The sequence below is a fragment of the Pseudomonas sp. S1_E05 genome (assembly GCF_056337105.1).
Genome location: NZ_JBFRHM010000001.1, coordinates 1698126 through 1711181, shown reverse-complemented (window position 1 = coordinate 1711181; position 13056 = coordinate 1698126). Strand labels below are relative to the sequence as shown.

General features: G+C 61.1%; 11 protein-coding genes and 1 pseudogene. 4 read left to right on the top strand and 8 right to left on the bottom strand.

Annotated elements, in window-relative coordinates:
- Nucleotides 1-2 precede the first annotated feature (2 nt).
- A complete protein-coding gene (gene nudC, locus AB4N33_RS07860) occupies nucleotides 3-833 on the top strand; it encodes an NAD(+) diphosphatase (RefSeq protein ID WP_476456920.1) in 831 nt (276 codons plus the stop codon).
- Here nudC and AB4N33_RS07855 read toward each other — a convergent pair.
- Together AB4N33_RS07855 and AB4N33_RS07850 are read right to left on the bottom strand one after the other, a co-directional pair.
- A complete protein-coding gene (locus tag AB4N33_RS07855) occupies nucleotides 801-1580 on the bottom strand; it encodes a TSUP family transporter (protein ID WP_460125319.1) in 780 nt (259 codons plus the stop codon). The genes nudC and AB4N33_RS07855 overlap by 33 nt on opposite strands.
- 197 nt (nucleotides 1581-1777) lie before the next feature.
- The gene (locus AB4N33_RS07850) at nucleotides 1778-3016 is read right to left on the bottom strand and encodes an acyl-CoA dehydrogenase family protein (protein WP_476456919.1); all 1239 of its coding nucleotides are present in this window, start codon (nucleotides 3014-3016) and stop codon (nucleotides 1778-1780) included.
- Between the two features lie 335 nt (nucleotides 3017-3351).
- Between AB4N33_RS07850 and sfnG the strand changes: the two genes are divergently transcribed.
- Nucleotides 3352-4437 carry a dimethylsulfone monooxygenase SfnG gene (gene sfnG, locus AB4N33_RS07845; RefSeq protein ID WP_476456918.1) on the top strand — a complete coding sequence of 362 codons (1086 nt, stop codon included), beginning with the start codon at nucleotides 3352-3354 and terminating at the stop codon, nucleotides 4435-4437.
- A gap of 98 nt (nucleotides 4438-4535) precedes the next feature.
- On the opposite strand, the gene AB4N33_RS07840 is transcribed toward sfnG, so the two are convergent.
- The gene (locus AB4N33_RS07840; RefSeq protein WP_460125309.1) at nucleotides 4536-5012 is read right to left on the bottom strand and encodes a nuclear transport factor 2 family protein; all 477 of its coding nucleotides are present in this window, start codon (nucleotides 5010-5012) and stop codon (nucleotides 4536-4538) included.
- A gap of 56 nt (nucleotides 5013-5068) precedes the next feature.
- The gene (locus AB4N33_RS07835; RefSeq protein WP_476456917.1) at nucleotides 5069-5632 is read right to left on the bottom strand and encodes a TetR/AcrR family transcriptional regulator; all 564 of its coding nucleotides are present in this window, start codon (nucleotides 5630-5632) and stop codon (nucleotides 5069-5071) included.
- A gap of 215 nt (nucleotides 5633-5847) precedes the next feature.
- Between AB4N33_RS07835 and pssA the strand changes: the two genes are divergently transcribed.
- Entirely contained in the window at nucleotides 5848-7191 is a 1344-nt protein-coding gene (gene pssA, locus AB4N33_RS07830) for a CDP-diacylglycerol--serine O-phosphatidyltransferase (RefSeq protein ID WP_460125303.1), read from the top strand.
- A gap of 135 nt (nucleotides 7192-7326) precedes the next feature.
- Here pssA and efeO (AB4N33_RS07825) read toward each other — a convergent pair.
- From efeO (AB4N33_RS07825) to efeU, 4 genes and pseudogenes are all read right to left on the bottom strand, one after another.
- Nucleotides 7327-8152: pseudogene (gene efeO / locus AB4N33_RS07825) on the bottom strand (iron uptake system protein EfeO).
- 27 nt (nucleotides 8153-8179) lie between these two features.
- Nucleotides 8180-9469: an iron uptake transporter deferrochelatase/peroxidase subunit gene (efeB, locus tag AB4N33_RS07820; protein WP_476456916.1), complete on the bottom strand. Its 1290-nt coding sequence runs from the start codon at nucleotides 9467-9469 to the stop codon at nucleotides 8180-8182.
- 15 nt (nucleotides 9470-9484) lie between these two features.
- Nucleotides 9485-10684, bottom strand: coding sequence for an iron uptake system protein EfeO (gene efeO, locus AB4N33_RS07815; protein ID WP_476456915.1), 1200 nt, complete (start codon nucleotides 10682-10684; stop codon nucleotides 9485-9487).
- Nucleotides 10685-10761: 77 nt separating this feature from the next.
- Nucleotides 10762-11658 (bottom strand): iron uptake transporter permease EfeU, encoded by an 897-nt coding sequence (efeU, locus tag AB4N33_RS07810; protein ID WP_476456914.1) that lies wholly within the window; start codon nucleotides 11656-11658, stop codon nucleotides 10762-10764.
- Nucleotides 11659-11855: 197 nt separating this feature from the next.
- On the opposite strand from efeU, the gene AB4N33_RS07805 reads away from it, so the two are divergent.
- Nucleotides 11856-12872 carry an AraC family transcriptional regulator gene (locus tag AB4N33_RS07805; RefSeq protein ID WP_460125289.1) on the top strand — a complete coding sequence of 339 codons (1017 nt, stop codon included), beginning with the start codon at nucleotides 11856-11858 and terminating at the stop codon, nucleotides 12870-12872.
- Nucleotides 12873-13056: the final 184 nt, after the last annotated feature.

The following is a 13056-nucleotide window of genomic DNA, read 5'->3' as shown; positions in this document are numbered from 1 at the left end:
CAATGATTTCACGCTGGACCACCGCAGTACTGGACACCGATCAACCGGGCGGCTGGGCGGTTGCGCGCAGCCCTGAAGGCTTTTTGTTCGATGACAATGGCGCACTGTTCCCGCGCGAATGGCTCAAGCGCCAGGACCTGTCGCTGATCGCCGAGCATGGCATCGGCTATCTGGACGGCGAACCCGTCTACCTGCTGGAGCTGCGTAGCAGCGCTGATGTGCCGGGTTGCAACTGGAAAGGCCTGCGGGCGTTCATGCTCGATGGCGACCACGTGATCTACAAGGTGCTCGGGTATGCCGCGCAGATCGGCACCTGGGCCCGTGAACACCGCTTTTGCGGCAATTGCGGACAGGCCACGCGGCAGGTCAGCCTGGAAAGGGCGATGTACTGCGAACCTTGCGATTTGCGGTATTACCCGCGTATTTCCCCGAGCATGATCGTGCTGATCACCCGCGGCGATGAAATCCTGCTGGCTCGCTCACCGCGCTTTGTCACCGGGGTCTACAGTACGCTGGCAGGGTTTGCCGAACCGGGGGAGTCGGCCGAGGACTGCCTGATTCGCGAGGTGCGCGAGGAAGTGCGCATCGAGGTGAAGAACATCCAGTACATGGGTAGCCAGTGCTGGCCGTTCCCGCATTCGATGATGCTGGGCTTCCACGCCGAGTACGCCGGGGGCGAGATTGTCTGTCAGGAAGACGAGATCGAGGACGCCCAGTGGTTCAATGTCCACGAGCTGCCGCCGTTGCCGGCGTCACGCTCGATTGCCCGTTACCTGATCGACGTCTATGTGGCGCGCCGTTTAGGCCACGCTGAACCAGTGCTGCCAGGCTAGGCGCACCGTCAGGCCCAGCACCACGGTGATGAACACCGGGCGAATGAACTTGGCGCCGCCGCTGATGGCGGATCGGGCGCCAAAGAATGCACCGACCATCACCGACAGGCCCATGCTCAGGCCAATGATCCAGTCCACCTGCCCGGAAAAGACAAACACCGACAGCGCCGCGATGTTGCTGACGAAGTTCATGCTGCGCGCCACGCCACTGGCCTTGACCAGATCGATGGGGTACATCAGCAGGCTGCTGACGGTCCAGAATGCGCCCGTGCCAGGACCGGCCACGCCGTCGTAGAACCCGAGACTGAAGCCTTGGGTCGACTGCCATTTCTTCTTGATCGGCGCGTTGGCATCCAGCGGCGCTTTTGGCGTGCCGCCGAACAACAGGTAGATGCCACAGGCAAAGACGATCACCGGCAGCATCTTGTTCAGCCATTCGGCGGGCAGGTAATGAGCAACGACGGCGCCCGTCAGCGCACCGATCAGGGTGCCGACGATGGCGTGCGTCCATTGACGGGGATGAAACAGTTTGCGCCGATAGAAGGTGAAACTGGCGGTGGCCGAGCCGAAGGTCGAACTGAGTTTGTTGGTCCCCAGCACCAGATGCGGCGGTAGGCCAGCAGTCAGCAACGCTGGCGTGGTCAACAGCCCGCCACCGCCGGCAATGGCGTCGATGAAACCGGCAATGAAAGCGACGATGGCCAGAATGGCGAGTGTGGTGAGGTCAACGCTGAGTTCGAAAGGCATGGAATCGGCTTAATTCGGCAGGGTGCAGCAATGGGCTGCGGGGAAGGGCCGATATGTTACCTGTATCCAGAGTTTGCGGCGACCTGTAGGAGCGAGCATGCTCGCGATGGAGGCCGGGACACCGCTGGGTGTCAGGCTGCCAGCGTTATCGTTGGCGACCATCGCGAGCGTGCTCGCTCCTACAGGGGTTGGTTATATCATTTTGTGGTGGGCCCATTCCCAATCTGCCACACATACGGCGGCTCGGTCCCGTTGATCGCCCAATCCCCGACAATCCGGGCCTTGTAGATCACCGGGTTATGCGAGGACACCGTGCGCGCATTGCGCCAATGCCGATCCAGGGATTTGCCTTCGCGGATGTCCGAAGCCCCCAGCGCATTGAACAGCTCGCTGGTGGCCCGCTGAATCAACTCCGAGACCACCACCTGCGCTTTGGCCGATTCGAGTTCCGCATCGACATTGGCCGCGCGTTCCTGCGCTTCATTCCCCGAAAACCGCGCCAGGTAGGCTCGTTGTGCCGGCTGCGCGGCTTTCAAGGCGCTGGCCTCGGCGGCGTACACCAGCGCTGCCACTTCACCCACCACTTGCTGGATCTGCGGGTCATCACTGACACGCGGGGCATTGCCATGGCTGTAAATACGTTTGCGGGTACGGACCTGCTGCGCCACATCGCGCAGTGCCGCACGACCGATGCCGGCCAGGGTGGCGAGCAGCACCAATTGGTAGAACGCCGTCTGATATTTGAAGCGCGTGGCGAAGTCGATGATGTTGTCTGCGTCGACCTCGGCATCCACAAACCGCGAAGTGCCACTGCCGGTCGTGCGCTGGCCGAAACCGTCCCAGTCATCGCTCTGCACGATGCCTGGCTGGCGCGTGCGGACGGCCGCGATCACGTCCCCGCCGGTGTCGCTGCGCTGGGCATAGACGTCGATCCAGTCGGAAAACAGGCTGCCGGTACTGTAGAACTTCTCGCCGTTGAGTCGCCAGCCGTCGCCTTGGGGCGAGACCTTGGTCATGACGTCGCCGATGGTCACATTGCCGATTTCGGTCCAGGCGCAACCGACGATGTCACCTTCGACGAAACGTTTGAACCAGAGGTCCCGGGCCGGCCCGGGCGTTGCGTTAAGGCGGTCCTCGGCAAAGGCGAAATGCCCGCGCAGGGCTTGCGGCACATTGGAATCGGCCTCGGCCAGCTCGATCAGCAATTCAAACAACTGCGGCAAGGAGGCACCGCCGCCCCCGTATTCAACCGGCACCCGCACCGCGCCGAACCCGGCTTCCTTGAGCCACTGGATCGGCTCGTGCGGCAGGCTGCGGGCCTGCTCGCGCTCGACCGCACCGGCGGCGATGCGCTGGAAGATCGGCCGGAACCGCGCGGCCAGGTTTTCGTAGTCGGTGCCAACGGACAGCGGGTTGATGATCTGGTGTTCGGTCATGGGGACAGCTCCTTGGATCGGCAGTGGATGCCAAGGGGGATTGCAGGGTCCATGCCGGGTGCAGAGGGCCGGGGTTTACAGGGGGTGGACGTAATAAATCGCCTGTAACTGTTGCTCCACCAACAGCCGCAGCACAATTTGCCCTGACACACCACAGCCCCCCTGTAGGAGCGAGCTTGCTCGCGATGGTGGACCAGGCACCGCTGGCTCGCAGGCAGTCCGCATCATCGTTGACGTCCATCGCGAGCAAGCTCGCTCCTACAGGGGGCGGAATCCTCGGTGGCACACTTGCTGCTCTACCCCTTGGCACATCCCAACATTCCGAGGTCATGCCAATGAGTCAGCAAGCCGTCAAATTCGCCTACTGGGTGCCGAACGTCAGCGGTGGGCTGGTGGTCAGCAAGATTGAGCAACGCACCCACTGGGGCATCGACTACAACCGCAAGCTGGCGCAACTGGCCGAGGCGGCGGGGTTTGAATATGCCCTGACGCAGATTCGCTTCACGGCCGGCTACGGTGCGGAGTATCAACATGAATCGGTGGCCTTCAGTCACGCGTTGCTGGGAGCGACGACCACGCTCAAAGTGATTGCCGCGATCCTGCCCGGGCCGTGGCAACCCGCCCTGGCGGCGAAACAACTGGCGACCATCGACCAACTGACCAACGGCCGCATTGCGGTGAACATTGTCAGCGGCTGGTTCAAGGGCGAATTCCAGGCCATTGGTGAACACTGGCTGGAGCACGATGAACGGTATCGCCGCTCCGAAGAGTTCATCCGCTCGCTCAAGGGGATCTGGAGCCAGGATAACTTCACCTTTCGCGGTGATTTCTATCGTTTCGACAACTACAGCCTCAAGCCCAAGCCTTTGGGCCAACCCGAAATCTTCCAGGGCGGCAGCTCCCGTGCTGCACGGGACATGGCCGCGCGGGTGTCGGACTGGTACTTCACCAACGGCAACACCCCGGAGGGCATCAAGGCGCAGGTCGACGACATCCGCCGCAAGGCAGCGGCCAACCAACACTCGGTGAAAATCGGCGTGAACGCTTTCGTCATCGCCCGCGACACCGAGGAAGAAGCACGCGCGGTACTTGCGCAGATCATCGATCAGGCCGACCCGGAAGCGGTAAACGCTTTTGGCGATGCGGCAAAGCAAGCGGGCAGGGCGTCGCCGGAGGGCGAGGGGAACTGGGCAAAATCGACTTTCGAGGATCTGGTGCAATACAACGATGGCTTCAAAACCAACCTGATTGGTACGCCTGAGCAGATTGCCGAGAGGATCGTGGCATTAAAAGCGGTGGGAGTGGATCTGGTATTGGCGGGGTTCCTGCATTTTCAGGAGGAGGTGGAGTATTTCGGGCGGCGCGTGTTGCCGTTGGTGCGGGAATTGGAGGCGCAAGTGAAACAAACTGAAGTGGCCTGATCCTGTGGGAGTGGGCTTGCCCGCGATGAGGGTGTGTCAGTCGATATTGGTTTACCTGACACACCGCCATCGCGGGCAAGCCCGCTCCTACAACGTATTTAAAGGCCCAACTCAGACAACCCGGCATGATCATCTGGGCGACGACCCAGCGGCCAGTGGAATTTGCGCTCGCTTTCCTTGATCGGCATGTCGTTGACGCAGGCGAAGCGGTGGGCCATCAGGCCGTTCTCGTCGAACTCCCAGTTTTCGTTGCCGTAGGAACGGAACCAGTTGCCCGAATCGTCATGCCATTCATAGGCGTAGCGCACGGCGATGCGGTTGTCGGTGAAGGCCCAGAGTTCCTTGATCAGGCGGTAGTCCAGTTCCTTGGCCCATTTGCGGGTCAGGAAAGCCTTGGCTTCTTCGCGGTTGTAGGCGAATTCGGCGCGGTTACGCCATTTGGTATCGAGCGTGTAGGCCAGCGACACGCGCGCCGGGTCGCGGGAGTTCCAGCCGTCTTCGGCCAGGCGAACTTTCTCGATGGCCGATTCACGGGTGAACGGCGGCAACGGCGGACGAACTTCAGCATTGGACATTTCTGTGCTCCTAATTGAAAGTCAGTTAAAGCAAGTTGTCGGGCTTGGTTAAAGCGTTACAGGTCCAATAACTTTCGCGCCATGCATTGCGCATTATCGGCGGCACTGAGATCACCCATGACCAGCGCGAGGGTAATGGCGCCGTCGATCAAGAGCAGCAGCTGTTTGGCTTGCGTCTCCGGATCGGTTGCACCATGTTCGGTACACAGCTCGCACACGTAGTCGAGCAGTTTCTGTTTGTGTTCTTTTGCCACCAGGCGCACCGGGTCTTGCGGGTCGCCGGTTTCGCCACTGGTGTTAATGAATGCGCAACCCCGAAAGCCTTCGGAGGCGAACCAGGTGCCGAGTACGGTAAACAGGTTGAGCAGGCGGTCGGCCGGCGTCGGGGCCTGGTCGACAGCCGTTCTGTACCAGTGCATCCAGCGTTCGTCGCGTCGTTGCAGGGCGGCGACGACCAGCTCCTCCTTGTTGGCGAAGTAGCGGTAGATGCTCTTTCTGGAGACGCCGGCGGTTTTCACCAGGAGATCCATACCGGTGGCAGCGATGCCACTTTTGTAGATCAACTTTTCGGTGACATCCAGAATGATGTCGCGTGTGTCGTTGCCGGTGATTTCGTTCATGGGCATACAGTAGAACGATCGTTCTCCTTGGTCAAATATTAATTGGTTTTATTTGTGCGGGCCTCATCGCGGGCAAGCCCGCTCCTACAGGGAGCGCTTTCCACACCGTAGGAGCGGGCTTGCCCGCGATGGCGCCAGAGCAGACACCCACAAGACCCCAGCCCCTCCTTGGTGTAAGCTCTCCCATTCTGTGAATTCGACCCATTGCGAGTCTTATGCCGTCGCTTTTCAAACGCTCCCTGCTGCCAAAACTGCGCAGTTTCCCGCTGACCGCCGAGTCTGTGTCCTTCCTGTCTGGCGCTGCCGAGTTCCGCCGTTGCCTGCTGGAAAAAATCGCCGCCGCCACCCAGCGCATCTACATCGTCGCGCTGTACTTGCAGCAGGACGAGGCGGGTCAGGAAATTCTCGATGCCCTGCACGCCGCGAAACTGGCCCGTCCAGAACTGGATGTGGTTGTGGTGGTGGATTGGCTGCGCGCCCAGCGTGGCTTGATCGGCGCGGGCAAGCAGCCGGGGAACTCGGCGTGGTACCAGGAAATGACCCGCACCCACAAAAGCGTAGTGCCGGTATACGGGGTGCCAGTGCAGACCCGCGAGCTGTTTGGCGTGCTGCACTTGAAAGGGTTCGTGATTGACGATTGTGTGATCTACAGCGGCGCGAGCCTCAATAACGTGTACCTGCACAAGTTCGACAAGTACCGTTACGACCGCTATCACCTGCTCAATAACCGCGCGCTCGCCGACTCGATGCAGCACTTGATCGAGCACGGCCTGGTGGCATCCAAAGCCGTCCATCGCCTGGACTTGCCCAACCTGCCCACCACCCGCAGCTTGCGCAAGGACATTGGCGATCTGCGCAGTCGACTCAAATACGCCGCGTACGACACCACGTCTGGCAATACGGACAAAACGGGTTTGACCGTCAGCCCGCTGCTGGGCGTCGGCAAGAACAACCCATTGAGCCGGGTGATCTGTGAACTGATCGCCAGCGCCCAACATCAACTGACCATCTGCACGCCGTACTTCAACCTGCCGCTGGCGGTGACCCGGGAAATCAACCGGGCGCTGGCACGAGGGGTGAAAATCGATATTGTGGTCGGCGACAAGACCGCCAACGACTTTTACATCCCGCCGAGCGAGCCATTCAGGGTGATCGCGGCGCTGCCTTACTTGTACGAGATCAGCCTGCGGCGCTTCGCCAAACGCCATCACCGCAGCATCGACAGCGGCCAGTTGAACCTGCATTTGTGGAAGGACGGCGATAACACCTATCACCTGAAGGGCATGTGGGTCGATCAGCGTTACACCTTGCTGACCGGCAACAACATCAACCCACGAGCGTTCCGCCTCGACCTGGAAAACGCCTTGCTGATCGACGACCCCAAAGGTGAATTGCTGGAGCCGCGACGCAAGGAATTGGGGGAGATTTTCCAGCACACCACCCGGATCGAGCGCTACCAGGCGCTGGAGACCCTGCCGGAGTACCCGGCAGGGGTGGCAAAGTTTCTCAAGCGGGTGAGTCGGGTGCGGATCGAGCGGTTGCTTTACCGCATTCTGTAAAGCCGGGAAATTGATGTTGGGACGGCTGGCCTCATCGCGGGCAAGCCCGCTCCCACGGGGTAGGTGTCGTACACGCATTGTGTGAACACCCTTTAACCTGTGGGAGCGGGCTTGCCCGCGAAGGCGATCTGAGGCTTAGTTCAGCCCCAACTTCCCGCGCAATGTCGACAAGTCTTCGGCCAGGGTATTCACCGGCCCGACCAGCGCCTTGCGATCGTTTTCCTTCACCTTGTCGTAGGTTTCAAAACCACCGTCCTTCGTCCGGTACTTGGCCAGGGTCTTGTTCACCGTGGCGAAGTTCTTGTCGACCTTGGCGATGAAGGCGGCATCCTGTTTCTCGATCTGCGGACGGAACAGGTCAACGATTTTCTTTGCACCGTCGATGTTGCCCTGGAAGTCATACAGGTCGGTGTGGCTGTAGCGGTCTTCCTCGCCGGAGATCTTGGTCGCCGCCACTTCCTCCAGCAGCGCCGCTGCGCCACCCACCACTTTCTCGGGCGGGAAGGTCAGGCCGGCGACGCGAGTTTGCAGGTCCTTGACGTCTTTGTTCAAGCCATCGGCCAACTCGCCCAGACCTTGGGTGCTCTTCTCGGAAAACAGTGAGTACTCGATGCGGTGGAAACCGGTGAAATCTTCGGCTTTCACGCCTTTTTCGTGGTCGTCGACACGGGAGTCGATGGACGCGTCCAGGTCACTGAACAGTTCGGCAATCGGCTCGATCGATTCGTAGTAAACCCGGGTGGGTGCGTAGAGTTTCTGCGCGGTGGCCAGGTCACCTTTTTTTACCGCGTCGGTGAATTGCTGGGTGTGGCTGGCCAGTTCGTCCAGTTGCTCGGTGACGTAAATCTTGTAGTCCGAGATCGGCCCCACCAACTCAAGCGGCGCCGTGCCTGCGAAAGCCGAAAAAGGGGGTATTGAGCAAACCAAGGGTCAGCAGTAGGGCGAGTGGCGACTTTCTCATGAGCGGGCTCCGTTGGGGGCTGTGTGGTCAGGCGGTTTTGGTCGGTTGTGTGGCGTGCAGCAGCGAGCGGCCGATGAAGTCCTGGTCGCCCGTGACACCCGGCAGGGTGAAGAAATACCCGCCGCCGACCGGCTTGAGGTATTCCTCCAGCGGCTCGCCGTTGAGTCGGGTCTGTACGGTGATGAAGCCTTTTTCCAGGTCGGCCTGGTAACAGATGAACAACAGGCCCATGTCCAATTGGCCGTTCTTGTTCACGCCGTTGGAGTAGTTGAAGGGCCGGCGCAGGATTAGGTTGGCCTGACTGGCTGGGGTACGCGGGTTGGCCAGGCGGATGTGGGCGTCGAGCTTGGTCAGTTTGCCTTCGGGGTCACTGGCATAGTTTGGCACCTCGGTTTCAAGGGCGCCTCCCATGGGGGCGCCACTGCTTTTGACGCGTCCAAGTATGCTTTCCTGTTCCTGCAACGGCGTGCGATCCCAGCGCTCGACGAAATTGCGGATGATGCGCACCGCCTGATAGCTGCCATGGGCGGCCCAGGCCGGTTCATCGCTGCCCGGTTGCAGCCAGACGACGCGGTCCATGGTGGTGCTGTCGTTGGAGTCCGGGTTGGCCGAGCCATCGCGAAAACCCAGGAAGTTGCGCGCACTCTGGGCCGGCACGCCCGGTTTCGCCGGGGCTTGGGGCGGCACACTGCCTTCCTGCTTCCAACGCACCAGCAGCAGGTCCGGCAGGTTTTTCACGATGTCGCGCAGGGCATGGATGTTGGTATCGGCGGTATTGGCGCAGAACTGCAGGCTGAGGTCGCCGTGGCAGCAATCGGCCTCCAGCGCGTCGTTGGGAAAACCGACCATGCGGCTAAGGCGCCTGGGCTTGGCGGCGGCGAGGCCAAAGCGCTCGTCGAACAGCGAGTCACCAACAGATACGGTGATGGTCAAGTTGTCCGGCGTGACCACCGGGCCAAGAATCCCCGAATCCACTGGCGGCAGTTTCGGATCCACCTGGGGCACCGGACCGCCCTTCATCAGGAAGGCAATGCGTTCGTTGAGGGTACGGAACAGTCGCTCCAGGTCTTCGCGGTCGCTGGCCAGTACATCGAATGAGACGAGCATGCCGGAGGCCGGACGCGGGGTGACGATGCCGCTCTGGTGCAGGCCGTGAAAATCGTGGCGATCTTCGGTGCGGTCGCTGCTCGGCGCCTCGGTGACTTGTGCGGGGCTGGCGGCCATGGCCGGGCAGCTCAAGGCCGAACCGGCCAGCGCCACACCAGCGGCGCCCATGCCCATCAATACTCGGCGACGTTGAAGGTTCAATTCGTTCATCTGCTAACTCTTCTGCTACAGGCCGGAAAGGCCGAGGGCGGGATCAATGGCGTCGAGTGCATGGGCCAGTGCCTTGGCCTTGTCGGCGATCTGTTTGCGCTGGTCGGCGCTGATGCTGTCGTAGCGGGCGTAGCCGTCGTTGACCTTGAAACGGTCCAGTTCGGCATCAAGATCAGCCACCGCGCTATCGAGTGTCGGCAGCAGATCGGCGGCGGATTTGCCCAGCAACGGGCGCAACAGGTCGACAGCCTTGCGCACCGCGTCGAGGTTGCCGGCGAATCCGTCGAGGTCGGTGTGGCTGTAGCGCTCTTCTTCGCCGCTGCTGGCGCGTACGTCACCCAGGTTGTTGAGGTTGCGAACCAGAATGCTGACCAATTGTTCGGGGGGCAGCGATTGGGCCAGCAGTTGTTGCTTGAGCGTGGTGACATCGGCCAGCAACTGCCGGGCGATCGGTTTCAGGCCGTCGAGGTTGCGTTGTTGGAACAGCGCGTACTCCACGCGGTGGAACCCGCTGAAGCCGAGGTCCTGCTCGCGTTTTTCAAAGTAGTCGGCGCGGGCGTTGATGCGGTTATCCAGTTCGGCCAGGCGTTGCGCGGCCGGGGCCAAACGTTGATAGGCTACGCGGGCCGGGACGTAAAGGGCTTGCGCCTGGGCCAGGTCGCCGGCCTCGATGGCCTGCTCGAGCGCGGTGACCGATTTGATCAACGCCGTGCCCTGGCTGCTCAGGTACACCCGGAACTCCGACAGCGGCCCAACGAACGCCACCATCGACGGCTTGGCCTTGGCGGCGGCGTCGGACGCGGCGGTCGGTGTCACGTGCAGGGTGCCGCGCGGGTTGCTGAGCAGGCCGCAGGTGATCGCGTAATCGCCGGGCAGCAGGTTGGCGTTGATCACCTGGCTCAAACCGGGGGCAATGTTCTCCCGTTCCTCGACCACCAGCACACCGTCGAGTATTTCCCATTCAACGGCCCGGTCCGAGCGGTTGACGATTCGGAAACTGGCGCGACCTGCCGGCACCGTCAGTGCATTCGGTTCACAGCTGTGCGGATGGATAGTTACCAGCACTTCGTCATGATTGGCCTGGAGTTTGGCCGCGGCCATCTTCGAGGCGTAGTAGAACAAGCCACCGGCGGCGATCATCACGATCACCGAACCGGCCACCGCCCAGCGCAGCGCGCGGGGAGGGGAGGCTTGGGGTGGGGATTGATTTGGCATGAGGGCCCTTATCGATTAAACAAATATGGGTGCGACAGACAGGCCCCTGTGGTAGCGGGCTTGCCCGCGATGGACTTTCAGACGCCGCCGTGAATCAGGTATCCCGCGTCATCGTTATCGACCAGCGCGACGGTTCGACGCTTCGACGTGCTCGCTCCTACAGTTGGGATTGGCGGAGGCCGGGAGAAAAACCCCACCAACGCCACCACCAGATAAATCAGATACGCACCCAACGTGCTCACCGTCGGCGCTTCCTGGTAACCGAACATGCCGGCCAGCACCGACCCCAGCGGGCTGTCCATCGGCAGGGCGGCGCTGAAGTCGAAAAGTACGGTTTGCAGGTGGTTCCAGACACCGGCTTCATGCAGGGCCTGTACCGAGTTGGCGAGAATGCCGGCGGCCACCACCAGGATGAACAGGCCGGTCCAGCGAAAGAACGCGCCGAGGTTCAGGCGCATGCTGCCGCTGTAGATCAAAAAGCCGACGACGATCGCCAGGATCAGGCCAAGCAGGGCACCGATCGGCGCGCCCGGGGCTTCGCTCTGTTGAAACACGGCGAGCAGGAAAAACACCGTTTCCAGCCCTTCACGGGCGACGGCGAAGAACACCATGGCGATCAAAGCGGTGACCTGGTGTCTGGAACCGGCGAGTGCGTGATCGAGCGACTCATGCAGCGAATGCTTGATCGAACGCGCCACCTTGCGCATCCAGAAGACCATGGAGCTGAGGATGCCGACCGCCACCAGGCCGACCACGCCTTCGAACAGCTCCTGTTGTTTTTGCGGGAACTCGGCGCTGACCAGTTCCAGGCCACCACCCACCAACAAGGCCAGCGCGGCGGCGAGGAACACGCCGATCCACACGGCGGGCATCCACTGTCCGCGCCCGGTTTGCTGGAGGTAACTGGCAATGATGCCAACGATCAGCGCGGCTTCAATGCCCTCGCGCAACATGATCAGGAAGGGAACAAGCATTCAGCACCGTGTCAGCAATTGATAGGGTGCTAAGTTGTAACATAATGACACTCATTCCCAAATGGCAATCATTGACATTTACCTGAACCTAAGCTGAACGCATAAGAAAAAGGACGATGCCCTCTCTACTTATGTGGGAGGCAGGGTGAATCAGCTAATATGCCGGCCATCCAGGCTATCCAGGTAACGGTTGTTTAATGTCGGCAAAAGACACCATTTCCATGCAACTCGTGCGTGAAGCGCTTTCGCAAAGTTGCGAACCGGGGGCAGCTACACGGGAGGTGTTGACCAAGGTCGGCATCGATCCAACCTTGCTGGAGGCACCCGAAGCCCGCGTCCCGGCCACGGCTTACGCGCGCCTGTGGCGCCTGCTGGCGCGGCGGCGCGATGATGAGTTTTTCGGCATGGACCCGCGCAAGCTCAAGTCCGGGAGCCTGGCGTTTCTGTGTCGCAGTTCGATGATTCAGCCCAGCTTGGCGGCCGGCCTGACCTCGGCCCTGGAATTTTTGTCGTTGATGCTCGAACACTTGCCAGCGCAACTGGTACGCCAGCAAAGCCTGGCGGAAATCGTCCTGCTGGAAGATGAGCAGGACCCGCGCCGTGCTTTTACCTATTTCACCTACTGGATGATCGTGCACGGTGTGGCCTGCTGGCTGGCCGGACGGCGGATTCCCATCCTGGCGATCGAGCTGCGTTGTTGCGAGCCGGACTTTTGCGACGATTACCGGGTGATGTTCTCGGAAAACCTGCGTTTCGAGCGCCCACGCACGCGGATGATTATCTCCGCCGACTGCCTGGACCTGCCGATCAAGCGCACGCCCGACGAACTCAAACGATTCCTGGCCGAGGCGCCGGCGAACATCCTGGTCAAGTACCGCGACCCGCAAAGCCTGGCCAGCCGGATCAAGCAGGACCTGCGGCATTTGCCCGCCCAGCAATGGCCGGAAACCGAGCCGCTGGCACAGCAATTGTGCATGTCGGCTTCGACCTTGCGTCGGCGACTGGCGGAGGAGGGCCAGACCTATCAAGGCCTCAAGGACAGCGTACGCAAGGAGTTGGCGATTGGCTGGCTGGCGGAACCGAGCATCAGTTTCGCCGAGATCGCCACCCGACTGGGGTTTGCCGATGCGAGTTCGTTTTACAAGGCGTTTCGCAAGTGGTCGGGGTCCAATCCCGGGCATTACCGGAGTTTGATCCTCAACGAGGTGGATTGAGTCGCCCTTTCGCAAGCCCGCTCCCACAGATGATCGTGGCCTCTGTAGGAGCTGGCTTGCCGGCGATGAGGCCCGAAAAACACCCCACCTCCAAACCCTTGGCCAAACCAGTCAAGCAACTTGATAGCTTTGACCATTGCCCGCCACCGCACACGGAGCGAGTATTTCCCTGGTTTTTACGGTT